Source organism: Gordonia bronchialis DSM 43247 (assembly GCF_000024785.1).
Lineage (GTDB): Bacteria > Actinomycetota > Actinomycetes > Mycobacteriales > Mycobacteriaceae > Gordonia > Gordonia bronchialis.
The window spans coordinates 3,230,436-3,256,889 of the sequence record NC_013441.1; the positions used below are offsets into that span (position 1 = coordinate 3,230,436).

Consider the following 26,454-nt stretch of genomic DNA (forward strand, 5'->3'; position numbering starts at 1 on the left):
GCCGACGTGCGGTCGGTGGCTTCTCGGGCGGACCCTTCCCGCGTGGTCGAGTCACGGGTTTTCCGGTCTCCCCGTGCGGTGCCCGCCTTCGGGGTACGGGAACCGCGGGAGCTGCCGTCGGACTTCGAAGCGGATTCGTCGCCGGGTGCGCCGGGATCGCCGTCCGCGTCCGGATCGCCGACGGCCCGGCCGGCGGTCCCCGTCGCCGCGCCGTCGGCACTGATGGCGTCTGGTTCCGGCTGGTCGCCGGACGATTTCGGGTCGGGTGTGTCGGTGTCGGTGTCGGTGCGGGGGCTCATCGTCGGGACGCCTCGTCGTCGGCCAGACGCCGGGCAGCGGCCGCGAACGCGTCGCCGCGTCGGCCGTATCCGGCGAACATGTCCAACGACGCGGCGGCCGGCGCCAGCAGCACTGCCTGTGGTGTCGGGTCCGCGGCACCGGCGAGATGCCAGGCCTCGACGACGGCGCGATCCATGACCGCGACGGCCGGATCGGTGGGCGATCCGGGCGAGACGGGGTCCGCGTGATTCCGGGCTGAAGCCAGATTCCGGGCGCAAGCCATGCGATGGACGTTCACCCCGCCATCGTCCCCTGTGAATACTGTGACTGTTGGGACTTCTGGGGCGTGTCGCGCGATCGCGTCGACGATGATGTCCCGATCCTGGCCGATGGCGACGACGCCGGCGAGACGATGGCGGACGGCATCGATCATCCGGTCGACCGACGCACCCTTGAGCAGTCCGCCGGCGATCAGGACGACCCGGTCGAATCCGGCGATCGCCGCCTGTGCGGCATGCGGGTTGGTGGCCTTGGAGTCGTCGACGAAGCGAATCCCCGCGCTCTCGGCGACGACCTCTCCGCGGTGGCCTGCCGGGCGGAACGCGGTGAGCGCGTCGGCGACGGCCGCGCGGTCGACGCCGGCGGCCAGCGCCAGCGCCGAGGCGGCCAGCGCGTCGGACAGACCGGACGGACCGGGCGGGTGGATGGCCTCGGCGGCGAGCAGGACACCGGAACCGAAGGCCCGGTCCACCAGCTCGGCCCCGACGACGCCGAGGTCGTCGGGCCCCGGCTCACCGAGGGTGAATCCCACGCGCCGGCCCTGCGTCGGGAGCCCTCCGGCCACCTCGTCGTCGAGCCCGACGACCGACACGGCGCCGGTCAGCGCACGCGTCTTGGCGCCGGCGTACCCGTCGAAACCGCCATGCCAGTCCAGGTGATCCTCGGCGACGTTGAGGACCACCCCGGCGTCGGGACGCACCGACGGTGCCCAGTGCAATTGGAAGGACGAGAGCTCGGCGCACAGGACATCCACGCGCGGCGCCATCAGCATCGCGTCGAGGACCGGCAACCCGATGTTGCCGCAAGCGATACCCGAACGTCCTCCCGCGACGACGATGTCGGCGAGCATCGAGGTGGTGGTCGTCTTGCCGTTGGTCCCGGTGACGACCAGCCACGTGCGCGGCGGGCCGAGGATGCCGGCGCGGTCCACCCGCCAGGCGAGCTCCACCTCGCCCCACACCGGAACGGATCCGTCCGCCGCGGCGACGGCCACGGGGTGAGTCGGCGCGAAACCCGGCGACACCACCACCAGATCGGTGCGCGCGGTCCAGTCGTCGTCGGCGAGCAGATCATCGACGGTGACGAGTCCGGCACCGCGATCACGGAGTTCGGCAGCACCCGGTATCTGCGACCCGGCCACCTCGCCGGCGAACCGCGCGTCGGCCAGCGTCACGAACGCCCCCGCGTCGAGGAGAAACCGCGCGGCCGACATGCCTGCGGTGCCGGCGCCGGCGACCACCACGGCCCGGCCGTCGAGGATCAACGGCTCAGCCATTGGTGGTGAGGAACTCGCCGTAGAACAGCGACAGACCCAGCGCACACGCGATGGCGGTGAGCAGCCAGAACCTGATGATCACCGTGGTCTCCGCCCAACCGCCGAGTTCGAAGTGGTGGTGGAAGGGCGCCATCCGGAACACCCGTCTGCCCGTCGTGCGGAAGAACGCGATCTGGATGACCACCGACATGATCTCGGCGACGAAGAGCGCCCCGATCACGACGGCAAGCAGTTCGGTGCGCGAACAGATCGAGATGCCGGCGAGCATGCCGCCGAGTGCCAGCGAGCCGGTGTCGCCCATGAAGATCTTGGCCGGGGCCGCGTTCCACCACAGGAACCCCAGGCAGGCACCTCCACCGGCGACGGCGATCAGGGCCAGATCGAGCGGGTCGCGCACGGGATAACAGGCGCGCGAGATCTCCGTGGTCGACTTCACGCCGCCGCGGCAGGCGTTGACGAACTGGAAGAACGTGACCAACACGTAGGACCCGAGCACCATCGCCATCGAACCGGCGGCGAGACCGTCGAGGCCATCGGTGAAGTTCACCGCGTTCGACCAGGCCGCGACCACCAGCCAACAGAACACCACGAAGGCGACCGAGCCCATCGAGATCGCGTTGATGTCACGCACATACGACAGGTTGGTGCTGGCCGGCGTGTAGTCGTACTCGTTGTGGAACTGCAGGACGAGCACACCGAACAGGATCGCCGCGGCGAACTGTCCGATGGATTTGGCGGTCTTGTTCAACCCGAGGTTGCGGTGTTTGCGGATCTTGATGATGTCGTCGAGGAATCCGACGCCGCCGAGGACGGTGGCCAGTCCCAGGACCAACAGGCCCGACGCCGTGGGGCCGTTGCCGCCGTCGAGGAACAGACCCGCCAGGTGGGCGCCGAAGTAGCCCACCCAGAGGGCCGCGATGATGGCCACCCCACCCATCGACGGGGTGCCCCGCTTGGTCTGGTGACTCTTGGGACCCTCGACGCGGATCTCCTGGCCGAAGCCCTGACGCGAGAAGACCTTGATGAGCACGGGTGTCAGCAGGATGGAGACGGCCACCGCGATCGCACCCGCGATGAGAATCTGTATCACTGCTCATCCCCCTTGGTCGGTGTTGGTCCGGCGTGCTCGTCGGTGCTGTCGTAAGACCGGACGGCCAGTCCCAGTTCGGCGGCCACCCCGCCGAGCAGACCGGCCAGATCGGTTCGGTCGGCGGCCACGAGTATCACGTCTGCGGCCCCCGGCCGCCAATCCGGGTCGTCGCGCACAAGCTCACGTGCCTCCTCGGTGGACTCCACCAGACGCACCTCGTCGCCCCATGAGCCTTCCATGACCGCCCCCTGGGTCAGCGCGCGGACCGACCGGGAGTCACCGACGCACAGGGTCTTGTCGACGGCCAGACGCACGGCGAGTCGCCCCACGTGATCGTGTTCGACGACGGCCTCGTTCTCGGTGAGTCCCGCATCGACGGCGAGTTCGCCCAGCCACGCCCACGTCCGCGGGGTGCGGCCGCTCTCGGCGGAGGCGCGCAGCGCATCGCGCACCTCGGCGAGGGTGCGCAGCAGCACCCGCACCTGCGCGGCGGTGACCCCGGTGGGAGCGGTGATCACGGTCAGCGGCGGCGCAACCTCGTGGCCGGTGGCCGGCGTCGGATCGGTCATGCGTCACCGTCCGCGTCGTCGGTCACCAGACCGTCGAGGACCTGCGCGACCACGTCTCGATCGTCGAAGGGATGTTTCACCCCGTTGATCTCCTGTCCCGTCTCATGTCCCTTGCCCGCGATGAGCACGGTGTCGCCCGGCCGCGCCCAGTGCAGGGCCGTGGCGATGGCCTCGGCGCGCCCGCCCACCTCACGGACCTCCTCCGCGCCGGCCGGCCGGTCCGCCCGTCCGACGGCCCGCGCCCCGGCCAGAACCTCGGCCCGGATGGCCGCGGGGTCCTCGGTGCGCGGGTTGTCGTCGGTGACCACGACGAATTCGGCGCCGCGGGCCGCTGCCTCCCCCATGAGCGGCCGCTTGGCGGTGTCACGGTCACCGCCCGCACCGATCACGATGGCCACCCGACCCGCCTCGGCGCGCGCCGCCGCCTGTGCTCGCAGGGTCGCGAGCACGGCCTGCACCGCTCCGGGTTTGTGGGCATAGTCGACGAGCGCGAGAAACGGCTGTCCCCGATCGACCCGCTGAAGTCGGCCCGGTACCGACACCGTCGCGATCGCACCGATCGCCGTCGCCGCGTCCACCCCCGCGCAGTCGGCGACCGCGACCGCGAGCAACGCGTTGGCCACGTTGTATCGCCCGGGCAGCGGGACGACGAGTTCGGCGTCACCGTCCGTCCCGGTGATCGGGGTGCGCGACGTTCCGTCGGCGTCGACGACGGACTCCGCGGCATGCCACTGCGCGGGTACCCCTCCGGTCGACACCGTGACCGGCTGCCGTGCACTCTGACGCGCGGCCGGACGTGCGAGTTCGGCCATCCGGGCGCCCCACTCGTCGTCGACGCAGATGACCGATCGGACCGCGTGGACCGGGGACGACGGAACGAATAACTGCGCCTTGGCCTCGAAGTAGGCGGCCATCGTCGGGTGGAAGTCGAGGTGATCCTGGGACAGGTTGGTGAAGGCGCCCAGTGCGAAATGCGATCCGTCGACCCGGCCGAGGGCCAGGGCGTGGCTCGACACCTCCATCACCACCGCGTCGACGCCGCGCTCGAGCATCACCGCCAGCAGTGCCTGCAGGGTCGGGGCCTCCGGTGTGGTCAGCGAACTCGGCTGCGCCACACCGTCGATGCGGGTCTCGACCGTGCCGATCAGTCCTACCGACGAGCCGGCGGCCAGCAATGCCGCCTCCACCATGTACGAGGTCGTGGTCTTGCCGGACGTGCCGGTGATGCCGATCAGTTTGAGTCGCTGGGAGGGATTGCCGTAGATCCGTGCCGACACGCCGCCGAGGACCGTCCGCGGCTCCGGGTGCACAAGCGCCACCACGGACGCCTCGGGCGGCAGCACGCGCGACAGTTCGGCCCGGCCGGCCGGATCGGTGAGGATCGCGGTCGCGCCCGCGGCGACCGCATCGGCGGCGAATCGGGCTCCGTGGGTGGTGCTTCCGGGCAGCGCCGCGAACAGATCACCGCTGCGCACCTCCTGCGCGCGCAGCGTGACGCCGGTGACCTCGGTAGCGGATTCGGCACCACCGATCAGGTCGAGGCGGGCCCCGGTGGACGTCGAGAGAACTGACACCGCGGTGGGCGCGACGCTCGTCGGCCGCAGCGCTGCGGACACCTGCCGACCGGCCTTCGACGTGCCACGGGAGGGACGACGACCAGACGCCATTGCGTATCCGCCTCCTCACTCCGGTCCCGGAACGAACTCACGATACCGGCTCACCCGGTGTGGACGACGTGGCGGTGGGATCGCCCGTCGGGCTTGCCCGGACTCAGCCGGCCGTCAGGACGAGTCTCGGTGTGGGCCGTGGCGACTGCGGAATCCGGTCGCGCTGCAACATCCACGACGCGATCGAACTGAACAGCGGCGCGGCCGACTGGCCCCCGGAGCCGTCCGAGCTGCGGCGCGGGTTGTCGAGCATGATGCCGATCACGAACCGCGGGTCGTCGGCGGGCGCGATCCCGGCGAAAGTGATGTTGTAACGCGAATTGGAGTAGCAGCCGCACGACGGGTCGACCTGCTGGGCGGTGCCGGTCTTGCCGGACACCTGATAGCCGGCGACCGCTGCCTTGGCGCCGGTCCCGTTCTGGATGCCCATCGGATCGTCCTGGATCACCGCCCGGAACATGTCGCGCACGGTGCGGGCCGTCGTCGGGTCCACCACGCGCACCGGGTCGGGCCGGATGGCCGGCCGGTCGGCGCCACCGTCTCGCTGTTCGGACAGCATGATTCGTGGGGGCACCCGCAGCCCGTCGTTGGCGATCGCCTGATACATCGCGGTCATCTGCAGCAAGGTCATCGAAAGTCCTTGCCCGATGGGCAGGTTGGCGAAGGAACCACCCGACCACTGACTCAGCGCGGGCACCTCTCCGGCGCTCTCCGCGGGCAGGCCCACCCCGGTCCGCTGGCCCAGGCCGAAGCGATTGACCATGTCCGCGAAGCGTTCCTCACCGATCTGCCGGGCCAGCATCAGCGTGCCGACGTTGGAGGACTTCCCGAAGATGCCGGTGGTGGTGTATGGCTCCACGCCGTGCGACCAGGCGTCGTTCACGGTGACCCCGGCCATCCGGATACTCCCCGGAACACGATGAACCTCGGTGGGCGTGGTGATGCCGTATTCGATGGCAGCTGTCGCAGCGATGATCTTGTTGACCGAGCCCGGCTCGAAAGGCGATGTGACCGAGGGATTCCCGAGGTCTGCATCGGGTTGCTCAGACAGCGGCCGCGACGCGTTGAAAGTGCCGTCATTGGCCATCGCGAGCACCTCGCCGGTGTGCGAATCGAGCACCACGACCGATGCGCCGCGCGCACCCGAGGCGACCTTGGCCCGTGCGACCGCACTCTGCACGTACCACTGCAGATCCGCGTCGAGCGTCAGGCGGACCGTCGCGCCGTCGATGGCCGGATGGACGTTGCGGGTACTGCCCGGGATGATCGCACCGTCCGAACCGCGGTCATAGGTCTTGGAACCGTTGGTGCCGGCCAGAAGTGAGTCCAGCGACGCCTCGAGCCCGATCAGCCCGTTGCCGTCGTAGTTGACGTCACCGACGACATTGGCGGCCAGCGAGCCGCCGGGATAGAGCCGGATGCTCTGCGGGTCGGCACCGACCTCGGGATACTCCGTGGTGATCTTGGCCGCGACGTCCGGACTCACCGACCGTGCGAGGTAGACGAAGGTCTCGTCGCTGGTGAGCTTGGCCAGGATGTCCGGCTCGGCGATCGACCCACCGAGGGCCTCCGAGACCCCGTGGGCGATCTCCCGCAGCCGGGTGTTCGCGTCGGGAAGTGCCGGATTGTCCCGGTGTTCGGCATCGATCGATTTGCGTACGGCGCGCGGCAGAAAGGTCAGCGCGCGGGCCTCGTCGGTGTAGGCCAGCGGACGTCCGTTCCGGTCGAGGATGGAACCCCGCTTGGCAGTGAGGATCTGCGTGTACTCGCGCTGCTGGGCGGCCTCGGCCGCGATGGACGGCGCGTCGATGGTGTGCACGATGATCATCCGTACGGCCACTGCGATCACGGCGAGGACCACCAGCGCACCGGCAATGCGGGCGCGGAAGAAGAAGGTCTGCGGTCCGTGCGGCGCCGCTCCGGCGGACGCCGATCGCGGTGCCGGACGCAGCCGGTTGTGCCCACCGGTCCCGCGGGCGCCGGGACGGTCGGTTGTCGCACGTTTCATGACGTCAATTGTCCACCGGATCAAGGGCATTCCCCGGAATTTGCGGTCGGCGGGTTGCGATTGCCGGGTGTGACCGTCGGATGATCAGGGAGTTGCCCCCGGCGACGGGATGGGATCGGTGCTCGGTACCACCGAGTCGTCCACGGACGGGGTGGGTGACGGCGTCGGCGCAGAAGGAGTTGTGGCCGAGGGTGTTGCGGCCGACGGTGTGGTGGCCGACGGTGTTGGTACAGAGGGGTTCTGGGTGCCGCTCGGCTGCCCGGAGGGACCGCCGAGGCCGATCGAGTCGTCGACCTGCCGGGGATCGATGGTCGCAGTGGGTTCCGGTGTGGTCCGCTTGTTCAGCGGCGGCATCGGGACCCCGGTGGCCGGCGTCGGCGTGCCGACGACCCGTGGCCGTTTGCCGGGCTCGACGACCATCCGGGCCGGATTCTGCGCCGGGATCATTCCGAGTTGTGCTGCCTTGTAGGCCAATTCGGGTGCCGAGTCGCCAGATTCATAATCCCGCTTCAGCGCGTCGACCTGATCGTTGAGGGACTGATTCGTCTTGCGCTGTACCCCGAGTTCGTAGGAGTCCTGTGCCGCGCGGGTGGACAGCCAGAGGCTGAGTCCGAGACCGAACACGAGGATCAGGATCACCGGCACCACGAACGGGATGTGCCGGAGCTGTTCGCGCAGCGACGTTCGGGGGGCCGTCGATGCCCGTGTCCGCGATTGCCGGACAGGGGCATCGGCCTCGACACGGCGACGACGACGCTCCAACGCCCGTTCGGCTGCGGCCGAGCGGGTGGGGCGGTCCGATTCGACCCGACGACGACGCTCGGCTCGGCGTTCACGCTGCCCCGACGACACCTTCTCCTGGGGTGCATCCTGCAGGATTGTCATGCCCGTGAACCCCTTTCGGCCGTGTGATCCGCGGCGACCCGTTCGATTACCCGGACTCGCACCGGAGCCGAACGCGGATTGCGTTCGAGTTCGGCGGCGTCGGGCCGCTCGGCACCACGCGTGATGAGCCGGAACCGCGGTGCGGTACCGGGTAATTCCACCGGCAAACCCCGAGGCGATGTGGAGGTGGTTCGGGTTGCGAACTCGCGCTTGATGATTCGATCCTCGAGCGACTGATAGCTCATCACTGCGACGCGTCCACCCACACGGGTGGCATCCAGCGCGGCCGGCACGGCGGCACGGATCGCGTCGAGTTCGTGGTTCACCTCGATCCGCAATGCCTGGAACGTCCGCTTGGCCGGATGTCCGCCGGTGCGGCGGGTGGCCGCCGGAATCGCCTGGTACAGAAGGGCAACCAGACGCGCACTGGTGGTGAAGGGCTCCTTCTCGCGTTCGGCGATGACGGCCGACGCGATCCGGCCGGCAAAGCGTTCCTCACCGTATTCGGACAGGACGCGGGCCAATTCGCCGTGCGAGTAGGTGTTGAGGACATCGGCGGCGGTCAATCCGTCCTCGTCGTTCATCCGCATGTCCAGGGGCGCGTCGATGGCGTAGGCGAAACCGCGACCGGGTTGGTCGAGTTGCATCGACGACACGCCGAGATCGAAGAGAGCTCCGTCGATTCCGTCGATCGCGGCGTCAGCCAGCACCTGGGGCAGCTGGTCGAATCTGGCCTGGTGCAACGAGATCCGGTCGGCCATGGGCGCCAGGCGCTTCTCCGCTATGGCCAGCGCGTGTGCGTCGCGGTCGATTCCGACGAGTCGCAGGTTCGGGAAACGGTTCAGCATGAGTTCGGCATGCCCGCCGGCGCCGAGGGTGGCGTCGACGAGAACACGCTCATCGCCGGACTCGAGGGAGGGGGCGAGGAGCTCGGCCATCCGGGCGGCCAGCACCGGGAGGTGGCCGTGGTCGCGATCATCGCCCTGATCGCCGATCTGTGCGTCCACGGCAGCACCCCTCGGAATTCGTCGGGTGGGGCGGGGTCCCGGTCCGGTCACGCACCTGGCGTTGGGGAAGTACGCCAGGGTCGAACCGGGCCGGGGCCTCGTACCACCCGAAGCCCTGCTCATCTGTCCGCCCGTCATCTCGCCTACAGGACCGCGTTCAACGCGGCCGAGTTCGCAGCCGAGAAGTTCTCCTCGTGTTGGCTCTGGTAGTCGCGCCAAGCGGCCGCATCCCAGATCTCCAGGTGATCGAAACTGCCGAACACCACACATTCCTTGGACAGTCCCGCGTACGACCGATGATCGGCGGACAACGTGATCCGGCCCTGTCCGTCGGGTCGCTGCTCTTCCGAGCTGGCGAAGAAGTACCGCTGGAAAGCGCGCGCCTCGGGATCGTTGCGCGACGCCTCCACGATCTTCCCCGCGATCACATCGAACTCCTCGGCTCGATACACCGACAGGCTGTGGTCCTGGCCTTTGGTGACCATCACTCCTCCTGCCAATGCGTCGCGGAACCGTGCGGGCAACGTGAGCCGCCCCTTGTCGTCCAGCTTGGGCGTGTAGGTACCGACGAATCGCACTGACATGTCGGCACCTCCCGCCCACCGGGTTCGGCATTCCGGTCTGCCTCACCCGGTGCTGCCACAGTACCCCACTTTCCTCCACTTTCCACCCCTGAAGGCCACAGCGTCATTGACTCACCAGTGAATTACCAGTTCAGAGGACTGATACCGGGTGGGTGACGATCTGCGCCCCGGCGTGTTCGGGCGCGTGCTAGGCGTGATCAGAGTGACAAATGAGGCTTGAGAGAGGTTGGTCGCCGGCATTTTGTCCGTGGTGGGGCAATGTGGGGCATCCGGGTGGGGCGATGTGGGGGCAGTAGTGGGGGGAGGTGGGGCGCCGCCCAAAGCCGCACGCCCGACGCCGCCCGCGTGCACCTTCCGCCTGCCCGGGCCCGCGCCTACAGACGTCGTCGCGGCGCGCACACGACGAGAGCCGCACACCGGTCACGGTGTGCGGCTCTCGTGTGGGGTCGTGAGCGCTGAGCGGGTTTCAGCGCCAGGGGTTCAGCTCAATACGAGCGGATGTCTACTCCTGCTCGAAGCGGCGATTGAAACGCTCTTCCATCCGCTCGGACAGCTTGCGCTTGGGCCCGCTCGCGGTGCCCGACTTCTTGCCCGAGCGTCGGCCGTGGTCGCCACCGGCCGGGCTGCCCCCGCCCCAGAGGGCGAAAAGACCCGCACCGAACATCACCAGGAAGCCGATGAGGCTGACGATGGGGAACCCGCCGATGCGGACCCCCACGATGAGGCCCCCGACGAGAAGCACCAACCCGAGGACGAAGACCGCGACGGCCTGCAGCCGCCGACGGCCGCTCGCCCGGCCGAGGCGCCGACGCTTGACACTGGACGCAAACTTGGGGTCTTCCGCGTACAGAGCGTTTTCGATCTGTTCGAGCATGCGCTGCTCGTGCTCCGAAAGTGGCACCGACCCTCCTTCTCCAACGGACCGCTGACGCCGAAGGCGACGTCACCCAGGGGCACGTTCGGAACGAATGCGCCCGCTCTGGTTCCATGATACGAGGTGAATGCAGCGGCGACCACCATAACCTGCCGCTAGGCGCCGATCTCGTCGCCGCAACGACCACGCGGACCGTCGGCCGGCAGCAACGGTCACGCGGTGTGACCCATCGCATCCGTCTGTTGTTCGAGCCGTCCCTGCTCGTAGGCGATGATCAGATCCTCCACGCGGCGCAGGAATCCGGTCACCGCCGCCCGCATCGCGGTCACATACTTCGTGTCGATCGTTCGGACGATTCCCGATTCGATGCGCATCCGGGTGGGCGACAGCGACGCGAACACGTCCGCCTCGCCAGCCAGTGCCGGTGCGACGACGGCGATCCGCGACCACGCGTTGGCCGAGCCGCGACGACGCGGACGGCCCGGGGGCTCGTAGACGGCCAGCGCCGCACCCGCGCCCCGCAGAGCGGCCAGGTAGTACTGGCGGAACCGCTCTGCGCCGTCGGCCACACCGTCGGCGTTGTCGAGCAGGACGTACGCACGTTCCAACAGATCTCGTGACCGGCTCACCATGATCGGATCCACGACGGGCCGGGTCGCCCTCGCATCGCGCCCGGTGACGGAGCGGCGCCGCGAGCTGTTGTACTGCATCGTTCCTCCCGGAGGTCGTCAGGCGATCCGGCGGCAGGCGCTTCCCTCGCCCACCGCCGGACCGCGGCGTCGTCGGGTGTGACGGTGAACAGCTTGCGGAGGCACATTCATCGAACACCCGTTCGACACGTTCAATATAGCTAGCTCCGCGCTCAGGTTCAAGGCGTCCGCGGGGTCCCGCTCCAAAATCACACTCGGTCGGCCACCGGGAACCATCGCCACACTCATCAGCATTGAACACCGCGACACCGACACTCCTTCCCGGCACAGAAAGGACAGCGACGCGTTGACGATCCGGCTGGTCACCCTCACCGGGCAGGATGCCCGCGTGTGGCTCGAGCCCGCTCTCGACATCTATGTCACCGCGATGGAGTATCCGCGCGGCACCGAGATCCACCGCGCCGCCTTGTGGCGCGACCACATCGGACGACCCGGCTGGCGCGCCTTCGGCGCCGTCCTCACCGTGGCCCCCCACGAGGCCCACACACAGCCCGGAGCCCGACGACGCGTGGCCTCGCCGGTGGGCTCCACCGAGAACGATCTCCTCGTCGGGATCGCCTACGGCTACACCGGCGCGCCGGACCAATGGTGGAATCAGCAACTCCGGCACGGCCTGCGCAGGCGCGGATACCCGCCCGAGGCGGTCGACGCGATCGCGGCAGACTACTTCGAACTCACCGAACTCCACGTACATCCGACCGTCCAGGGACGCGGGATAGGACAGCTGCTCCTGCGGCGGCTGCTCGCCGAGCGTCACGAGGCCCGGGTCCTGCTGTCCACCCCTGAGATCCCCGACGAGCGCAACCGGGCGTGGTCGCTGTATCGCCGGATGGGATTCACCGACGTGTTGCGCGATTTCACCTTCACCGGCGACCCCCGCCCCTTCGCCTTCCTCGGCCGCCGGCTGCCGCTGCCCGCCCCGCCGATCCCGGGCTCGCCGGGCGGACCGGGCCGGTGACCCACCCGGTTCACGACGCCGTCGTCGTCGGCGCCGGCCACAACGGGCTGGTGGCCGCGGCGTATCTGGCACAGGCCGGGCGCGATGTCGCGGTGATCGAACGCGACACCGTCGCCGGGGGCGCCACCTCCACGGTGGAACGGTTCCCGGGCTACCGGGTCGACCGCGGGTCGTCGGCGCACCTGATGATCCGGCACTCCCCCGTCATCGACGAGCTGCGGCTCACCGATGCCGGTCTGCGCTATGTGGACTGCGACCCGTGGGCGTTCATCCCGGCCACCGGATCGGCCCCTGCGATCGTGTTCCGCACCGACCTCGACGCGACCTGCGCGTCGATCGAACGCGCTTGCGGCGCAGCCGATGCCGCCGCCTATCGACGTTTCGTCGCGACCTGGACCCCGCGGGCCCGGGCAGTGATGCGCGCCTTCTACCGCCCGCCGACCACGGGCCGGTTCGGCACCACCTTCCTCGGGCTCGACGGCACCGCGGACACCGCGTGGCGCGGAGTCGTCACCCGGCGAACCGGCCGGATGGCGGCGCTGACCCAGGAACTGATGGGGTCGGGTGACGCACTGCTCGACCGGTGGTTCTCCTCGGAACACCTCAAGGCCGGGCTGGCCTGGTTCGGTGCCCAGTCAGGTCCGCCGATGAGCGCACCCGGTACCGCACCGATGGTCGGTTTCGCCGCACTGATGCACACCATCCCGCCGGGCCGCGCCGTCGGCGGCAGCGGCGCCCTCGCGGACGCTCTGATCACGCGACTCACCGCCCACGGTGGCACCGTGCACCTTGGCACGCCCGCTCGCTCGATCACCCGGTGCGGTGACCACTGGCGCATCGACGCCGCCGGCGCACCGAGCCGGTGTACCCGCGTCGTGATCGCCGCCTGCCATGTCCTGACCACGCTGGACCTCCTGGCCGCCGGCGGATACGACCCGACGACCATCCGACGCTGGCGGGACTCGATCGTGGTGGGCAACGGCATCGGGATGGCGGTGCGCCTGGGCACAAGCGCGTTACCCGTCTACCGTGATCTGCCGTCCGGCCTGCCCGCCCACGGCGTGCACTCCGGACTCGGCCTGCTGGTCACCGAGCGCGCACACCTGATCCGCGCGAATGCCGCCGCAGCGGTCGGGGAACTGCCCGAGCGCCCCGCCTGCGTCGCGATGAGCTACTCCGCCATCGACCCGACCCTCGCCCCGCCCGACCGGCACCTGATCACCCTGTGGGCCCAGTGGCATCCGTACCGGCTCACCGGTGACCCCGACTGGGCGACGTCGGGCCGGCGTGCCGCTGAGGCCATCCGAGCCGAGATCGACCGGCACGCACCGGGATTCAGTGACTCCATCGAACACACCCACATCCAGACGCCCCGGCTGCTGGAATCCGAGCTGGGGATGGTCGGCGGCAACATCATGCATGTGGAGATGTCGATCGACCAGATGTTCCGGTGGCGCCCGCATCCCGACCTCGCCACGCACCGGGTCCCCGGCGCCGACGGCGTCCTGCTCGCCGGTGCCTCGATGCATCCCGGCGGCGGCGTCACCGGGGCGAGCGGACGGATCGTGGCGGCCATGGCGCTGCGCGGACGCCGAACGCGCACACGCCCACGCGGCGCTGGCGGCCGGTGGCGTGGCGGTCTGGCACGATGAGCATCGTGCGATCCTCACCCCGCGCGGCGACCCGCCGGCTCTCGATGGTGGCGGCCCTGATCATGCTGGTCGCCTCCCCGCTGCTCTCCGGCTGTCTCGAACGCTCGACGACCGTCGGTGACCGCTACTCCGGCACCGTCATCGTCGCGACCTCACCGGACAATCCGCGCGGCGCGCCGAAGCTCGACCTGCCCGAGTCGATGGCCTCGCGGGTCTCGATCACCGACTACCGCGAGACGCCGCAACCGGCGGGCGCGTCGACGCCCCCGTCCGGCGCGAGCACGACCACCACGGCACCGAGGAGCACGCCGGGCCTGCCGTCCGAAGAGGATCGGGCCACCCGGGTCGGCACCCGCGCCACGTTCTCCGGACTGACCGCAGGCCAGTTCGGGCAGCTCGGCAACATCGTCGCCGACGCCTTCGGCGACACCGCGGTGACCATGGATCTGGACGCCAAACGCAGCGGCGAGGTGGTGCGGTTCCGCGGCACCACCGATCTCTCCGATCTCAACGCGCAACGGGATTTCGTCCAGTTGACGGTCACCTTCGCCGGACCGATCACCGCCACCAACGGCGAGCAGACCGGCGAGTCCTCGGTCACCTGGACCCCCGAGCCGGGCAAACCGTCGGACTTCAGCGCGGACGCCACCTATCCGGATCCGGCGACCGCGGCGGTCAGCAGCTGGTCGTGGTTCATCGCCATCGTCTGTGTGATCGTCGTGATCGTGATCATCGTGATCGCCTACCAGTCACGTGATCGCAGCCCGCGTCCGGGACGCCCGAAGAAGACTGGCGGTAGCCCCAAGTCGACGACCGGCACCGCGTCGTCGTCGGCGACCTCGGCGAAGGCCGGCAGCTCAGCGAAAACCGGCAGCACGACAGCCGGCAACACGACGGCTGGCAACACGACACGGGCAGACCAGAGCTGACCGGCCGGAGCTTGACGGCCTCAGGCTCCGACCGGGGCGCCGAGGGCGTCGCGGACGTCCACCCCGAGACGTTCGAGCACCTCGCTGGTCGCCTTCGCGAAGTTGAGGCTGCAGAAGTGCAGGCACGGCACGCCTTCGGCGATGAGCCGCTGCGCCATCTCGGTGGCCAGGTCGATACCCACCGCGCGGACCGCGGCGCGATCCTCCTCGGGACCGTCACCGGCGGCCGTCGAGAGGCGTTCCTCGACGGTAGGCGGCAGCACCGACCCGGACAGCTCCACCATGCGCCGCACACTGGCCAGCGAGGTGATCGGCATCAGGCCGGGGATCAGTGGTTTGGCGGCCTGCTCGGCATCGGCGGCCGCCAGCCGGTCACGCAGCCGCAGGAAATGCTCGACGTCGAAGAACATCTGGGTGATCGAATATTCGGCACCGGCGCGCAACTTGCGGACCAGGTTCGCGGTGTCGTGGTCGAGGTCGGGCGCGCGGTGGTGGCCCTCGGGGAACGAGGCGACACCGACGTGAAAATCGCCCAGGGTGTCGATGAGCCGCACGAGTTCTTCCGCGTACTCGACGCCCTCGGGGTGCGCGACCCACTCGCCGAGGGGATCGCCCGGCGGATCACCGCGCAACGCGAGGATGTTGGTGATCCCCTGATCGGCATAGGCGCCGACGAGGGCGCGCAACTCGGCGATGCTGTGGTTGACCGCGGTCAGGTGCGCCACCGGCAGCAACGTGGTCTGCGCGGCGAGCTCCCCGGTGATCCGCACGGTCCGGTCGCGGGTCGAGCCGCCCGCGCCGTAGGTCATGGACACGAACGCCGGTGACAGCCGCTCGAAGATGCGCACCGCACGCCACAGCCGTCCCTCGGCCTCGGCGTCGCGGGGCGGGAAGAACTCGACCGAGAACGGCACCGGCCCGCGATGCGGTGCCGACAGGCGTTCGACGATCGACGGCGCACAGCCGGATCGGGGCTGACCTGCGCGGTCCGGAACGGTTGGAGTCACCCGACCATGATACGGATGGTGTCGCATAGCCTGACAGGGTGACCTCCACGATCCCGACGCCCACCTCGCTCGACGAGGTGCCCGCCGCCGTCGAGGCGCGGCTGCGCGAGTTCTTCGCTGCCGCACTCCCCGTCGCGGAAGCGATCTCCCCCGCCGTCGGCGCGGCCGCCGAGGTGGTCCGGGACTTCGTGCTGCAGGGCGGCAAACGCATCCGTCCGGTGTTCGTCTACGCCGGATGGCGGTGTGGGATCAGCGCTCGCGCCGCGGGGGCCGACGCAGCTGAGGCCGCCGACACCTTGCGGGTATGCGCGGCACTCGAGCTGGTGCAGGCCTGCGCCCTCATCCACGACGACATCATCGACCGCTCCGACACCCGGCGCGGCCGGCCGACCGTTCACCGCGACTTCGAGCACCGCCACCGCGACCGGCAGTGGTCGGGCGACCCCGGCGGTTTCGGCGTCGCCGCGGCAATCCTCGCCGGAGATCTCGCCCTCGCCTGGGCCGACGACCTCGTCCATGGACTCGCTCCGGGTGCGGCACCCGACGACGACGCGACCCCGCTGCCCGCGCCGGTGGGCGCCACCTGGGCGTCGATGCGCACCGAGGTGCTCGGTGGGCAGTACCTCGACATCGTGAACGAGGCGGCCGGTGACGAGTCGGTGCAGGCCGCGTATCAGGTGATGGAGTACAAGACCGCCGCCTACACCGTGGCCAGGCCCCTGGAGCTCGGTGCCCGGATGGCCGGGGCGCCGGCCGATCTCATCGCCGATCTGCGGTCGGTCGGTCACGATCTGGGGATCGCCTTCCAACTGCGCGACGACCTGCTCGGCGTCTTCGGCGACCCGGCCCGGACCGGCAAACCGTCCGGCGACGACCTCATCTCAGGCAAGCGGACCGCCCTGCTCGCGACCGCGCTGCGTCGCGCCGGCGACACCGGTCCCCGCCTCGCCGCACAGTTGCGCGACGCCATCGGCCGTGAGCTCTCCGACGACGAACTTGATTCGGCGCGTTCGATTCTCGTCGACGTCGGAGCCGTCGACGAGGTCGAGTCCACCATCTCCGAACTCCTCACGTCGGCGTTGTCGGTGCTCGCCCGCGCAGACATCGGCCCACAGATCCGCAGCGAACTCACCGCGGTCGCCCACCGCACCGCGCACCGCGAGGCGTGATCGGTGCCTGAGGTGACCACCACCGAGCGGGCCACCGAGTCCGCCCTGCGCGGACGCGCACGCTCCGACCTCACCCTGGGCCTGATCGGCTCGATCATGGTGTGCCTGGGCGCCTTCGGCGTGGGTGACCCACCGCGCAACAGCGCCCTACTGACCGATCTGCATCTGAGCGCGATCGCCTACGGGCACGGCAAGCACCTGAGCGCGATCGTGTTCTGGGCGGGTGTCGCGGCCATGGTCATCGCCTGGGTCCGGGTGGGCCGACGGATCTCCCGCGGCGGGGAGCAGGCACCGAGTGTGCGTTCCCTGCAACGCTGGGTGCTCGCCTGGGCGGCCCCCCTGATGGTCACCGTGCCCGTCTACAGCCGGGACGTCTACGCCTACCTCGCACAGGGTGCGCTTTTCGGAGCCGGCTTCAACCCATACGCCGACGGCCCGGCCCACCGGCCGGGGCCGCTGGTGGACAGCATGGCGCAGGTGTGGGCGACCACCACCGCGCCCTACGGACCGTTCTTCGTCGGCATGATCCGCGCCGTCACCGAGGTCACCGGAGATCACGTCATCGTCGGGGTCCTGGTGATGCGGCTGGTCCTGCTGCCGGGATTGTTCTTGTCGCTGTGGGCGATTCCGCGTCTGGCCGCCCATTTCGGTGCCTCCGGGCAGGCCGGCCTGTGGCTCGCACTGTTCAATCCGATGGTGTTGATTCATCTGGTCGCCGGGCCGCACGTCGAGTTGCTGATGATGGGCGTCCTGGTCGCCGGGGTGGTCCTGGTGGTGCGGGGCAGACACGTCACCGGACTCGTCGTCCTCGGGATGGCCGTCTCCATCAAGATCACCGCCGGCATCGCGATCCCGTTCGTGCTGTGGATCTGGCTGGGCCACATCCGTTCCCGGCGCCCCGTCACCACTCGCGACGTCCTCGGATGTTTCGCGGCCGTCGCCGCCGTCACGGTGGCCGTCTTCGGATTCTGGACGCTGGTCATCGGACTCGGGTTCGGTTGGCTGACCGGCCTCGGCTGGGCGGACATCATCATCAACTGGTTCACCATCCCGACCCTTGTGGCGCATCTGGTCACGCTGGTCGCCGCGCCGTGGGTCGCGCTGAATCTGCAACCGGTACTGGAGATCACCCGTGCGATCGGTTCGGCCGTTCTCGCCGTGACCCTGGTGGTGCTGTGGTGGCGGCATCGCCACGACGAGCGTGACGCGGTGGCCGGCATGGCATGGGCGATGCTCGCGGTGCTCCTACTGGAACCGTCGACCCTGCCCTGGTACTACACGTGGGCGCTGGGACTCGCGGTGGCCTTCACCCTGCCGCTGTGGGCGCGTGCGGCGATCGTCGCGACGTCGAACTTCATGCTCATCGTCTTCCAGCCCGACGATGCCATCGCCTTCTACCAGCCGGTTCCGCTGCTCATCGCCGCTGCGCTCTCGGGACTGGCGGCCTGGTCGCTGATCCGGCCGGATCCGTTGCGGCTGGGCACTTTTGTCCGCCGCGCGTGGGGATCGCCGACGACCTGAGCGATCTGAGATCGACGCGGGTCAGAACGCCTGCGCCTGAGCCCGGCGGATGACCTCGCGCGCCGAGTGGGTGTGCAGCGCCGCCGCGGGATGCATCCCGAGGTCGTCCTGCACGGTGAACAGCCACGCCATCACCTCGTCGCGGGAGTAACCGCCGTCGAGCAGGACCTCGACGAGCCCGGTGAAGTGTTTGACGATGCCCAGGTCGTCGAAGAACAGTGCCGGCACGGCGGGCTCGCCACCCCGGGAGACGCCGAGCAGGTGGTGATCGCGGATCAGGTTGCGCACCCGGTTGGCGGAAACGTGCAGTCGCCTGGCCACCTCGTCGACGGAGAGGGTGTCCACATCGGACGGCAGGGTGTCTTGCGAGAGCGGTAGTGAACTCACACCGAGAAGAGTAGCGGTTACCGAGCCGTTCATGACGGGTGCCGTCGATCCCGCCGGAGACCACCGAACGCAGGACACCGCTACCGCGCACAGTCGCGTCGTGACGGTACATTCAGCGACATGAACAGCACCGCCGACCCGCTCCTCGGCGCCGTCATCGAGGGGCGGTACCGCATCGACGCGCCGATCGCGCGGGGCGGCATGTCGGCGGTGTACCTGGCCGTCGACCTGCGACTCGGCCGGGACGTCGCGGTGAAGATCATGGACGACCGGTATTCCGGTGACCCACTGTTTTTGCGGCGCTTCGAATTCGAGGCACGAGCGGTGGCCGGTCTCAAACATCCCGGCCTGGTGGCCGTCTACGACCAGGGCATCGATCATCAGATCGCCTTCCTCGTCATGGAGTTGGTGGACGGTGGCAGTCTGCGCGAGCTCCTGCGCGAACGCGGTCCCATGCCGCCGCATGCGGTGGTCGCGGTCGCCGATCCGGTGCTGGGCGGACTCGGCACGGCGCATGCGGCGGGTCTGGTGCATCGCGACGTGAAGCCGGAGAACGTGCTGATCTCGGATGCCGGTGAGGTCAAGGTCGCCGACTTCGGGCTCGTGCGCGCCGTCGCCGAAGCCGGGGTGACCTCGGCCAGCGTGATCTTGGGCACCGCGGCCTACCTGTCGCCCGAGCAGGTGGAGTCCTCACACGCCGACGCGCGCAGCGACGTTTACTCGATGGGCGTCATGCTCTTCGAATTACTCACCGGCCGAACACCTTTCCGCGGTGACACCCCGCTGGCCCTGGCGTATCAGCGGCTCAACTACGACGTCCCCGCGCCCGGCGACGTGATCGCCGGGGTGCCCGAGGAACTCGACGAGATCATCCTGCGCGCCACCGAACGTGATCCGGCACACCGCTATTCCGACGGATTCGCGATGCGCCACGCGTTGCTCGCGATGGCCGAGGATCTCGACCTGCCACCGTTCACCGTCCCCGCACCGCGCCGTTCGGCCGAACGTGTCACCATGGCCCGCTACCGCCCCGCCGGTCCGCGCTTGCAGGGCACCCGCGCGCAGTCGGTTCCGGGACCGTACGCGGCCGGCGACCGGCCGGCCGCATCCGCCGAGCAGCGCCCTACACCGGTGGCCGACATCGATGACGAGGCCCAGGACACCCGAGCCGCCCGGCCGAGCGCGGTCATGAGCCGACGATCCTCCGCACTCGACGACGTGGAACCGCAGACCGGCAGCCGCCTGCGCTCGGTCCTGTGGCTGTTGTTCGTGGTCGTACTCGCCGTCGGCCTCGGCGCGGCCGGCTGGTGGACCGGGCACCACTACCTGGGCATCCGCTGACCCGGCGGGTTCGCTATCCGCGCAGCATCTCCGCGACCAGGAAAGCGAGCTCCAAGGACTGCTGGGTGTTGAGCCGGGGATCGCAGGCCGTCTCGTAGCGTCCGGCCAGATCGAGATCCGAGATGTCCTGCGCGCCACCGAGACACTCGGTGACATCCTCGCCGGTCAGTTCCACGTGCACACCACCGGGGTGGGTGCCGAGCGCGTGATGCACCTCGAAGAAACCCTGGACCTCGTCGACGATGCGGTCGAAGTGGCGGGTCTTGAACCCGGTCGACGCCTCGTGGGTGTTGCCGTGCATCGGGTCGCACTGCCAGATCACCTTGTGCCCGGTCGCCTCGACCGCCGACACGATCGCCGGAAGCACCTCGCGCACTTTGCCGTTGCCCATCCGGGCGACCAGGGTCAGCCGGCCCGGCTGCTTGTGCGGGTCGAGCAGTTCGACGTACTCGACGGCCTGCTCGGGGGTCGTGGTCGGACCGATCTTGACACCGATCGGGTTGTTGATGAGTTCGGCAAACGCGATGTGGGCACCGTCGAGCTGGCGGGTGCGCTCCCCGATCCACAGGAAATGCGCCGACAGGTCGTAGAGGACCTTGCCGCGCGAGTCGTCCTCGGTCGCTCGGGGATCGTCGGCCATGCGCAGCATCGCCCGCTCGTAGTCCAGGACGAGGGCCTCGTGGGAGGCGAAGATCGCCGCCGACGCCAGGCTGGAGTCGGTGACCCCGCAGGCGTCCATGAATCGCAGGCCGCGATCGATCTCGGCGGCGAGCGCCTCGTACCGGGCCCCGGCGGGCGAGGTCCGGACGAACTCGCGGTTCCAGTCGTGCACACGTCGCAGGTCCGCCTCGGAACCGGTCAACGCGCGGACCAGGTTCATCGCGGCGGCCGCGTTGGCGTAGGCACGCACCAGGCGGGACGGATCGTGAATGCGGGCGGTCTCGTCGGCCGGGAAACCGTTCACCATGTCACCGCGGTAGGACTGCAGGTCCAGCGCGTCGGTATTCGATGAACGGGGTTTCGCGTACTGGCCGGCGATGCGCGCCACCTTGACGACCGGCATGCTCGCGCCGTAGGTCAGCACGACCGCCATCTGCAGCAACGTGCGGATGTTGCCCTTGATGTGCGGTTCGGTGTTGGCCGCGAAGGTCTCCGCGCAGTCGCCGCCCTGCAGGAGGAACGCGCGGCCCTCGGCGACCTCGGCCAGCTGCGCCGACAGCGCCTCGACCTCGGCCGGCATGCAGATCGGCGGCACACTCTCGAGGACCGTCCGCATCTTGCGGGCCTCGTCGGCGGGCCAGTTCGGTTGCTGCAGGGCCGGACGGTTGATCGCGTCATGGAAGCGGTCGCCGAGCTCACCCGGCAGGGGCGGGAGTTCGGGGAGTTCGTCGATCGGAACGTCTACGGTCCAGTTCACCACGGTGCCCAGGGTAGTTCAGAGGCCCACCGACCCCGGTGCGGGGTTCACCGCCTGGTCCTCACCGCGCTGCAGCGGCCGCGATCGCGTTCCACTTGCGGAGGTTGTGGCGCGCGTCGGTCAGCGCGTCATGCGCGTCGCGCGGCGACGGCGGCAGTGACGGACGTCCGGCCGCCTCCCAGTGCTGACGCAATTCGCGCGTGAAGCGCGGGATCTCGCGGGGCAGCGCCGTCATCGGACCCCACAGCTGGCAGAGCACCACGTGGTCGTAGGCACCGACCCACGCCCAGAGCTCCACGTCGTCGGCGGCGGTGAAGAACTCGTAGAGGTCGTCACGGATGCGGCGGCGGTCCCGCCACAGCGACGACGACGGCGACGGCAGCTTGGGCAGGACGTTGGCACGTACCCAGTCGCCGGCCCGGGCCGGGTCGAACTCGGTGGAGACCGCATAGTATTCCCGGCCGTCTTCGGCGACGACACCGATCGACACCAACTCGATTGTCGTACCGTCCTCGATAAACTCCGTGTCATAGAAGTACCGCATACAGGTAAGTATTCGTCACCACCCGCGGACGAGGTGCACATGAGGGTATCGGCACGGCCCCGCCGGGGTGGCGAGAGCTCATGACAGACCCACCCCGGGGGCGCTCGGCGGCCATGCCGACGCCGCCGATGCCGCGCGGGTCGCTACGCTGGGATCTCGTGCGCTCCAGGTCTGTGCTGGCGACCGCGATCCTGGCGGCGTCCATCATCGTGCGTCTGCTGTGGGACACACTGACGGTCAACGGCCGAAACTTCGTGGACCTGCACGTCTACCGGGACGGCTCGGCCGGTCTCGCCGACGGTTCGCTGTATCTGTTCACCTACAGCGGTTCCACCGACTTCGCGCTCCCCTTCACCTACCCGCCCTTCGCGGCGGTGGTGCTGTACCCGCTCTCGCTGCTGCCGTGGGGACTCGTCGCCCTGCTGTGGGAACTGGCGACCTTCGCGGCCCTGTACGGCGGCGTCGTCCTCGCCCTGCGGCTGTGCGGTCGCCGATCCGGCGCATACACACTTGCGGCGGTGTGGTCGGCGATCGCGATCTGGTGCGAGCCGGTTCGGGTGACCCTGGACTACGGCCAGATCAACGTGTACCTGATGTTCGCCACCCTGCTCGCGGTGTCGTGGGCCCGCAGCCGACGCGGCCAGCTCGCCGGTGGTGCACTCATCGGCCTGATCGCCGGGATCAAGCTGACGCCGGCCATCACCGGGCTCTGGTATCTGGCGGTGCGCAAACCACTCGGTGCGGTGGCGGCCGCGCTCGCCTTCGGCGCCACCATCCTGGGCTGCCTCATCTTCTTCCCGGAGGTCACCCGGACCTACTACGGTTCGCTGATCGGTGACGCCGACCGGATCGGCCCGGTGGCCCGCGTCATCAACCAGAGTCTGCGCGGGGCGCTCTCCCGGATCGCCGGACACGACATCGGCAGCTCATGGCTCTGGCTGGCAGCGGTCGCCGTCGCAGTGGTGTTCGCCGTCGCCACCTGGCGCGCGGTCCGCGACGACGCCTTCGGCGTCCTGATGGTCGTCCAGCTCCTCGGACTCCTGGTGTCGCCGATCTCGTGGGTCCATCACTGGGTGTGGCTGCTGCCGCTGGCCATCTGGCTAGTCCACGGCAACGGGGCACGCCGCACGGGGGCTCGAGTGCTGCTCGGACTGTGGGTCGTGGTCGCGGCCGCCGGAATTCCCTGGATTCTCAAGATGATCGAGCAGTCCCGGTACGAGCTGGCCCCGGCGGCGACCGCGATCCTGGGCACCGCGTGGTCGGTGCTGGCGCTGGCCACCCTCGCCTGGATCGCCCTCGCGCCGACCACGCGCCGACGCACCGAGGTGGTCGCGGCCGCCATCATCGACGACGGGCGGCTGTTGCTGGCCCAGCGATCCAAACCCACCGATCTCGCCGGTAAGTGGGAGCTGCCCGGCGGGCGTGTGGAAGCGGGTGAGACCGCGCACGAGGCCGTCCGCCGCGAGATCCGCGAGGAACTCGGCGTCGACGTCGAACCACTTCAGCGGGTGGGCGGCGAGGTGCCGCTGCGCGACGACCTGGTGCTGCGTGCCTACGCGGCGCGGCTGACCGCCGGGACGCCGCGCGCCCTCGAGCATCTGGATCTGCGGTGGATGTCGGCCGACGACCTGCGGACCGTGGACCTCGACGACGTGGTCCCGGCCGACCGGGAATGGCTGCCCACGCTCATCGGGATGCTCGCCACGTCAGGCGTCGAACCGGATGGGCCGGAACCACGGGCCAACGGCACCGTCGGCTCGCCCACGGTCGACGAGCCGCATTCGGCCGGCTGAACCGCCCTGCACGAGCCCGATCGGACGTGCCGGTTCAGGCTGCCGAGGCCGAGGGCGGTTGCGCCGCAGGCTTGTTCTTGTCCTTGAGCGAGGCGGCGTAGATGTCGACGTACTGCTGACCGGTCAGCTGCATCAGTTCGTACATGATCTCGTCGGTCACGGCCCGCTCGATGAAGCGGTTGCCCTGCATGCCCTCGTAGCGGGCGAAGTCGAGCGGCTTGCCGACCTTGACCGTCACCTTCGCCGGGCGGGGCAGCACGCTGCCGGGCGGGTTGAACTTGTTGGTTCCGATCATCGCGACCGGAATGACCGGCACCCCGGTGTCCAGCGCGATCCGCGCGAGGCCGGTCTTGCCCTTGAACAGTCGACCGTCGGGTGAGCGGGTGCCCTCGGGGTACATCCCCATCAGCTCACCCTTCTCGAGTTGCCGGCGCGCCGAGATCAACGCCCCCTCGGCGGCCTGCGCGCCGGAACGGTCGATGGGGATCTGTCCGACGGCGGTGAAGAACCATTTCTGGAACCGGCCCTTGAGCCCGGTACCGGTGAAGTACTCGGACTTGGCCAGGAAGTAGATCCGCCGGTTGACCATCAGCGGCAGGAAGAAGCTGTCCATCACCGCGAGATGGTTGCTCGCCAGGATGGCCGGTCCACGGTCCGGGATGTTCTCCAGGCCTTCGATGCGCGGCCTGCCGAGCACTCTGAGCAGCGGACCGAGAAACACGTACTTGAACGCCCAGTACCACATCGCAACTCTCCCTCACCGCTTCGCACCGCTACGCCGAAGTGACCATACCCGCACGAAACTCTACCCACCCGGCGTGGTGTTCGTCAGGGGTTGACCGTCCCCGCGGCGGCGTCGGGCACCCTCTCCGACACCGGTTGCGGTGCCGGTCGAGTCTGTTGGCGCACAAGATCATCCGGGTCGGCCGCGGCGGCGAGTCGGGCGTGCAGACCCTGCCGGGCGACTTCGGCGGCCCCGACCACACCGGCCGACTCGCCGAGTTGCGTGCCGCGGATCCGGGCCAGCTGCCGGTGGCCGGCACCGGTGACCAGCCGGGCGTAGTGTTCGCGTGCCTCGTCGAGGAACAACCCCGACGCGGCGCCCACACCGCCGGCGAGGACGATCAGGTCCGGGTCGAAGATGTCGGCGATCATCGCGAGTCCCGCGCCCAGCGAGGCGGCGAACTGGGCGAAGGCGGCGAGCGCCACCGCATCCCCGTCGGCCGCCGCGCCGGCCACCCGACGCCCGGTCAACGATCCCGGGTCGGCTGCGACGTCGGCGGCCAGCTGGCTGCGGCCCCAGTTGCCGTCGGCGAGGAGTTCGACGACCGTGTCCACCAGGGCGGTGCCACTGCAGTAGCGCTCCCAGCAGCCACGTTTGCCGCAGGAGCACACCCGGCCGTCGGGAACGATGGTCAGATGTCCCAGTTCCGGTGCGACACCGAAACTCCCGCGATAGATCTCGCCGTCGATGAGCAGTCCCGCGCCGATGCCGGTGCCGATCGCGAGCACCAGCGAGTTGTGGCCGCGGGCCGCGGCTCCGAACCGGTATTCGGCCACCGCCGCGGAGTTCGCGTCGTGTTCGGCGAAGACCGGGATACCGATCCGGCGGGTCATCTCCTCGGCGACCCGCGCCTCCCGCCACGGCAGATGCGGGGCGAACCGGATCATCTGCCGGTCGGGTGTCAGGAAACCGGCGATCGCGAGACCGACCGCCTTGGCCGCCCACCGGGAGGTGAGCTCACCGACCAGCCGGTCGAGGCAGTGTTCGAGGGCCTGGGCCGTGGGTGGGGTCGCCGCACGCAGGGTGTCGAGCATGACGCCGTGGTCGTCGACGACCGAGGCGCGGACGCTGGTGCCGCCGATGTCGATCCCGATGGTCAACTCGCCCATCAGTTCTCCTCTTCCGGGTGCGGTTGCGGCTGGGGGGTTCTCGTCGGCCCTGGGTTCCTCGTCCGCCCGTGATCGGTCGTCCCGGCCACGTCGATGCGCACCGCGATCGGCTCGTAGTGGCGGGGCGCGCCCGGATCTGCGGGCGTCGACCGCAGGGCCTTGGCGATGGCCTCGAGCACCGCGATGAGCGCGGCGATCAACCGGGCGAGCAGATCGCCGATCTCGGCCAGCAGCGTGGTGATCTCACCCGACACGTCGCCGAGCCCGTGCACCCCAGACGCTTCGCCCCCGGCAGGATCACAACCAGGCCCGTCGAAACCAGGGTTGCCGAAACCTGCGAACGCCGAGGTACCGAAGCCCCCTGCCTCGGACGATCCGTCCGCCGCGGGCCGACGCGTGCGGCCACCCCCGAACAGGGCGGCGAGCTGATCGATCTGGGCGGCCAGCCCGAGCAGCAGATCACGCACCGGGTCGCCGGCCGGCGGTCCGTCACGTCGACGGTCGCGTTCGTTCTCGTCGTCCGCGGTCATCGCCGGGCACTCTCCTCGTCTGCCATGGGCACAGGTCAGAAACGGTACCCGGTGGCGCATCGGCGCGCACACACGTCCGCCGCAC

24 protein-coding genes are annotated in these 26,454 nt (G+C 69.6%); 7 read left to right on the forward strand and 17 right to left on the reverse strand.

What is annotated here, in order from left to right; all coding sequences use genetic code 11:
* Positions 1-295: 295 nt before the first annotated feature.
* The 10 genes from murD to GBRO_RS15045 form a co-directional block, all read right to left on the reverse strand.
* Positions 296-1,834, reverse strand: coding sequence for a UDP-N-acetylmuramoyl-L-alanine--D-glutamate ligase (murD, locus tag GBRO_RS15000; protein WP_012834743.1), 1,539 nt, complete (start codon positions 1,832-1,834; stop codon positions 296-298).
* Complete coding sequence (mraY, locus tag GBRO_RS15005; protein ID WP_012834744.1) at positions 1,827-2,924, reverse strand: phospho-N-acetylmuramoyl-pentapeptide-transferase; 1,098 nt, start codon at positions 2,922-2,924, stop codon at positions 1,827-1,829. Before mraY ends, murD begins: the two co-directional genes overlap by 8 nt.
* Positions 2,921-3,493 carry a UDP-N-acetylmuramoyl-tripeptide--D-alanyl-D-alanine ligase gene (locus GBRO_RS15010; protein WP_223374510.1) on the reverse strand — a complete coding sequence of 191 codons (573 nt, stop codon included), beginning with the start codon at positions 3,491-3,493 and terminating at the stop codon, positions 2,921-2,923. Before GBRO_RS15010 ends, mraY begins: the two co-directional genes overlap by 4 nt.
* Positions 3,490-5,160, reverse strand: a complete 1,671-nt coding sequence (locus GBRO_RS15015; RefSeq protein WP_012834745.1) for a UDP-N-acetylmuramoyl-L-alanyl-D-glutamate--2,6-diaminopimelate ligase — start codon at positions 5,158-5,160, stop codon at positions 3,490-3,492. The genes GBRO_RS15010 and GBRO_RS15015 overlap by 4 nt, the downstream gene beginning before the upstream one ends.
* A 103-nt stretch (positions 5,161-5,263) precedes the next feature.
* Positions 5,264-7,168: a peptidoglycan D,D-transpeptidase FtsI family protein gene (locus GBRO_RS15020; protein ID WP_012834746.1), complete on the reverse strand. Its 1,905-nt coding sequence runs from the start codon at positions 7,166-7,168 to the stop codon at positions 5,264-5,266.
* Between the two features lie 84 nt (positions 7,169-7,252).
* Complete coding sequence (locus GBRO_RS15025) at positions 7,253-8,053, reverse strand: hypothetical protein (RefSeq protein WP_012834747.1); 801 nt, start codon at positions 8,051-8,053, stop codon at positions 7,253-7,255.
* On the reverse strand, positions 8,050-8,991 hold the full coding sequence (gene rsmH / locus GBRO_RS15030) for a 16S rRNA (cytosine(1402)-N(4))-methyltransferase RsmH (RefSeq protein WP_231140566.1): 942 nt from the start codon (positions 8,989-8,991) through the stop codon (positions 8,050-8,052). The genes GBRO_RS15025 and rsmH overlap by 4 nt, the downstream gene beginning before the upstream one ends.
* Positions 8,992-9,203: 212 nt before the next feature.
* On the reverse strand, positions 9,204-9,644 hold the full coding sequence (gene mraZ, locus GBRO_RS15035) for a division/cell wall cluster transcriptional repressor MraZ (protein ID WP_012834749.1): 441 nt from the start codon (positions 9,642-9,644) through the stop codon (positions 9,204-9,206).
* 502 nt (positions 9,645-10,146) lie between these two features.
* Positions 10,147-10,545 carry a DUF3040 domain-containing protein gene (locus tag GBRO_RS15040; RefSeq protein ID WP_012834750.1) on the reverse strand — a complete coding sequence of 133 codons (399 nt, stop codon included), beginning with the start codon at positions 10,543-10,545 and terminating at the stop codon, positions 10,147-10,149.
* Positions 10,546-10,730: 185 nt separating this feature from the next.
* Positions 10,731-11,228 carry an SAV_6107 family HEPN domain-containing protein gene (locus tag GBRO_RS15045; protein WP_012834751.1) on the reverse strand — a complete coding sequence of 166 codons (498 nt, stop codon included), beginning with the start codon at positions 11,226-11,228 and terminating at the stop codon, positions 10,731-10,733.
* A 286-nt stretch (positions 11,229-11,514) separates the two neighbouring features.
* On the opposite strand from GBRO_RS15045, the gene GBRO_RS15050 reads away from it, so the two are divergent.
* Genes GBRO_RS15050 through GBRO_RS15060 form a run of 3 tightly spaced genes read left to right on the forward strand, consistent with a single transcriptional unit; the run spans position 11,515 to position 14,767 of the window.
* On the forward strand, positions 11,515-12,186 hold the full coding sequence (locus GBRO_RS15050) for a GNAT family N-acetyltransferase (RefSeq protein WP_012834752.1): 672 nt from the start codon (positions 11,515-11,517) through the stop codon (positions 12,184-12,186).
* Complete coding sequence (locus tag GBRO_RS15055) at positions 12,183-13,838, forward strand: phytoene desaturase family protein (protein ID WP_012834753.1); 1,656 nt, start codon at positions 12,183-12,185, stop codon at positions 13,836-13,838. The genes GBRO_RS15050 and GBRO_RS15055 overlap by 4 nt, the downstream gene beginning before the upstream one ends.
* Positions 13,835-14,767: an LppM family (lipo)protein gene (locus tag GBRO_RS15060; RefSeq protein WP_012834754.1), complete on the forward strand. Its 933-nt coding sequence runs from the start codon at positions 13,835-13,837 to the stop codon at positions 14,765-14,767. Before GBRO_RS15055 ends, GBRO_RS15060 begins: the two co-directional genes overlap by 4 nt.
* 20 nt (positions 14,768-14,787) lie before the next feature.
* Here the strand turns inward: GBRO_RS15060 and GBRO_RS15065 are convergent, their stop codons facing one another.
* Complete coding sequence (locus GBRO_RS15065; protein WP_041919916.1) at positions 14,788-15,801, reverse strand: methylenetetrahydrofolate reductase; 1,014 nt, start codon at positions 15,799-15,801, stop codon at positions 14,788-14,790.
* 11 nt (positions 15,802-15,812) lie between these two features.
* On the opposite strand from GBRO_RS15065, the gene GBRO_RS15070 reads away from it, so the two are divergent.
* A complete protein-coding gene (locus GBRO_RS15070; RefSeq protein ID WP_012834756.1) occupies positions 15,813-16,943 on the forward strand; it encodes a polyprenyl synthetase family protein in 1,131 nt (376 codons plus the stop codon).
* A gap of 3 nt (positions 16,944-16,946) precedes the next feature.
* Positions 16,947-18,464, forward strand: coding sequence for an alpha-(1->6)-mannopyranosyltransferase A (locus GBRO_RS15075; RefSeq protein WP_012834757.1), 1,518 nt, complete (start codon positions 16,947-16,949; stop codon positions 18,462-18,464).
* A gap of 21 nt (positions 18,465-18,485) precedes the next feature.
* On the opposite strand, the gene GBRO_RS15080 is transcribed toward GBRO_RS15075, so the two are convergent.
* Positions 18,486-18,851 carry an Rv2175c family DNA-binding protein gene (locus tag GBRO_RS15080; protein WP_041920566.1) on the reverse strand — a complete coding sequence of 122 codons (366 nt, stop codon included), beginning with the start codon at positions 18,849-18,851 and terminating at the stop codon, positions 18,486-18,488.
* A gap of 120 nt (positions 18,852-18,971) precedes the next feature.
* Here GBRO_RS15080 and GBRO_RS15085 point away from each other — a divergent pair, with 120 nt between their 5' ends.
* Positions 18,972-20,192, forward strand: a complete 1,221-nt coding sequence (locus tag GBRO_RS15085; RefSeq protein ID WP_012834759.1) for a protein kinase domain-containing protein — start codon at positions 18,972-18,974, stop codon at positions 20,190-20,192.
* Positions 20,193-20,205: 13 nt separating this feature from the next.
* Here the strand turns inward: GBRO_RS15085 and GBRO_RS15090 are convergent, their stop codons facing one another.
* Both GBRO_RS15090 and GBRO_RS15095 read right to left on the reverse strand, forming a co-directional pair.
* Positions 20,206-21,612, reverse strand: a complete 1,407-nt coding sequence (locus GBRO_RS15090) for a class II 3-deoxy-7-phosphoheptulonate synthase (RefSeq protein WP_012834760.1) — start codon at positions 21,610-21,612, stop codon at positions 20,206-20,208.
* A gap of 58 nt (positions 21,613-21,670) precedes the next feature.
* Complete coding sequence (locus tag GBRO_RS15095; RefSeq protein ID WP_012834761.1) at positions 21,671-22,153, reverse strand: polyadenylate-specific 3'-exoribonuclease AS; 483 nt, start codon at positions 22,151-22,153, stop codon at positions 21,671-21,673.
* An 80-nt stretch (positions 22,154-22,233) separates the two neighbouring features.
* Here GBRO_RS15095 and GBRO_RS15100 point away from each other — a divergent pair, with 80 nt between their 5' ends.
* Positions 22,234-23,946 carry a mannosyltransferase gene (locus tag GBRO_RS15100; RefSeq protein WP_012834762.1) on the forward strand — a complete coding sequence of 571 codons (1,713 nt, stop codon included), beginning with the start codon at positions 22,234-22,236 and terminating at the stop codon, positions 23,944-23,946.
* Between the two features lie 34 nt (positions 23,947-23,980).
* On the opposite strand, the gene GBRO_RS15105 is transcribed toward GBRO_RS15100, so the two are convergent.
* The 3 genes from GBRO_RS15105 to GBRO_RS15115 all read right to left on the reverse strand — a co-directional run bounded on the left by GBRO_RS15105 (position 23,981) and on the right by GBRO_RS15115 (position 26,369).
* Positions 23,981-24,691, reverse strand: a complete 711-nt coding sequence (locus GBRO_RS15105; RefSeq protein WP_012834763.1) for a lysophospholipid acyltransferase family protein — start codon at positions 24,689-24,691, stop codon at positions 23,981-23,983.
* 83 nt (positions 24,692-24,774) lie between these two features.
* Positions 24,775-25,839 carry an ROK family protein gene (locus GBRO_RS15110; RefSeq protein WP_012834764.1) on the reverse strand — a complete coding sequence of 355 codons (1,065 nt, stop codon included), beginning with the start codon at positions 25,837-25,839 and terminating at the stop codon, positions 24,775-24,777.
* On the reverse strand, positions 25,839-26,369 hold the full coding sequence (locus GBRO_RS15115; RefSeq protein WP_012834765.1) for a hypothetical protein: 531 nt from the start codon (positions 26,367-26,369) through the stop codon (positions 25,839-25,841). The genes GBRO_RS15110 and GBRO_RS15115 overlap by 1 nt, the downstream gene beginning before the upstream one ends.
* Positions 26,370-26,454: the final 85 nt, after the last annotated feature.

Excerpts from the sequence above, each read along its gene's own strand:
- murD (WP_012834743.1), bottom strand. The coding sequence starts at position 1,834 with ATGGCTGAGCCGTTGATCCTCGACGGCCGGGCCGTGGTGGTCGCCGGC.
- GBRO_RS15010 (WP_223374510.1), bottom strand. The coding sequence starts at position 3,493 with ATGACCGATCCGACGCCGGCCACCGGCCACGAGGTTGCGCCGCCGCTG.
- GBRO_RS15015 (WP_012834745.1), bottom strand. The coding sequence starts at position 5,160 with ATGGCGTCTGGTCGTCGTCCCTCCCGTGGCACGTCGAAGGCCGGTCGG.
- GBRO_RS15020 (WP_012834746.1), bottom strand. The coding sequence starts at position 7,168 with ATGAAACGTGCGACAACCGACCGTCCCGGCGCCCGCGGGACCGGTGGG.
- GBRO_RS15025 (WP_012834747.1), bottom strand. The coding sequence starts at position 8,053 with ATGACAATCCTGCAGGATGCACCCCAGGAGAAGGTGTCGTCGGGGCAG.
- rsmH (WP_231140566.1), bottom strand. The coding sequence starts at position 8,991 with ATGGCCGAGCTCCTCGCCCCCTCCCTCGAGTCCGGCGATGAGCGTGTT.
- mraZ (WP_012834749.1), bottom strand. The coding sequence starts at position 9,644 with ATGTCAGTGCGATTCGTCGGTACCTACACGCCCAAGCTGGACGACAAG.
- GBRO_RS15045 (WP_012834751.1), bottom strand. The coding sequence starts at position 11,228 with ATGCAGTACAACAGCTCGCGGCGCCGCTCCGTCACCGGGCGCGATGCG.
- GBRO_RS15060 (WP_012834754.1), top strand. The coding sequence starts at position 13,835 with ATGAGCATCGTGCGATCCTCACCCCGCGCGGCGACCCGCCGGCTCTCG.
- GBRO_RS15065 (WP_041919916.1), bottom strand. The coding sequence starts at position 15,801 with ATGCGACACCATCCGTATCATGGTCGGGTGACTCCAACCGTTCCGGAC.
- GBRO_RS15085 (WP_012834759.1), top strand. The coding sequence starts at position 18,972 with ATGAACAGCACCGCCGACCCGCTCCTCGGCGCCGTCATCGAGGGGCGG.
- GBRO_RS15095 (WP_012834761.1), bottom strand. The coding sequence starts at position 22,153 with ATGCGGTACTTCTATGACACGGAGTTTATCGAGGACGGTACGACAATC.
- GBRO_RS15100 (WP_012834762.1), top strand. The coding sequence starts at position 22,234 with ATGACAGACCCACCCCGGGGGCGCTCGGCGGCCATGCCGACGCCGCCG.
- GBRO_RS15105 (WP_012834763.1), bottom strand. The coding sequence starts at position 24,691 with ATGTGGTACTGGGCGTTCAAGTACGTGTTTCTCGGTCCGCTGCTCAGA.
- GBRO_RS15110 (WP_012834764.1), bottom strand. The coding sequence starts at position 25,839 with ATGGGCGAGTTGACCATCGGGATCGACATCGGCGGCACCAGCGTCCGC.
- GBRO_RS15115 (WP_012834765.1), bottom strand. The coding sequence starts at position 26,369 with ATGACCGCGGACGACGAGAACGAACGCGACCGTCGACGTGACGGACCG.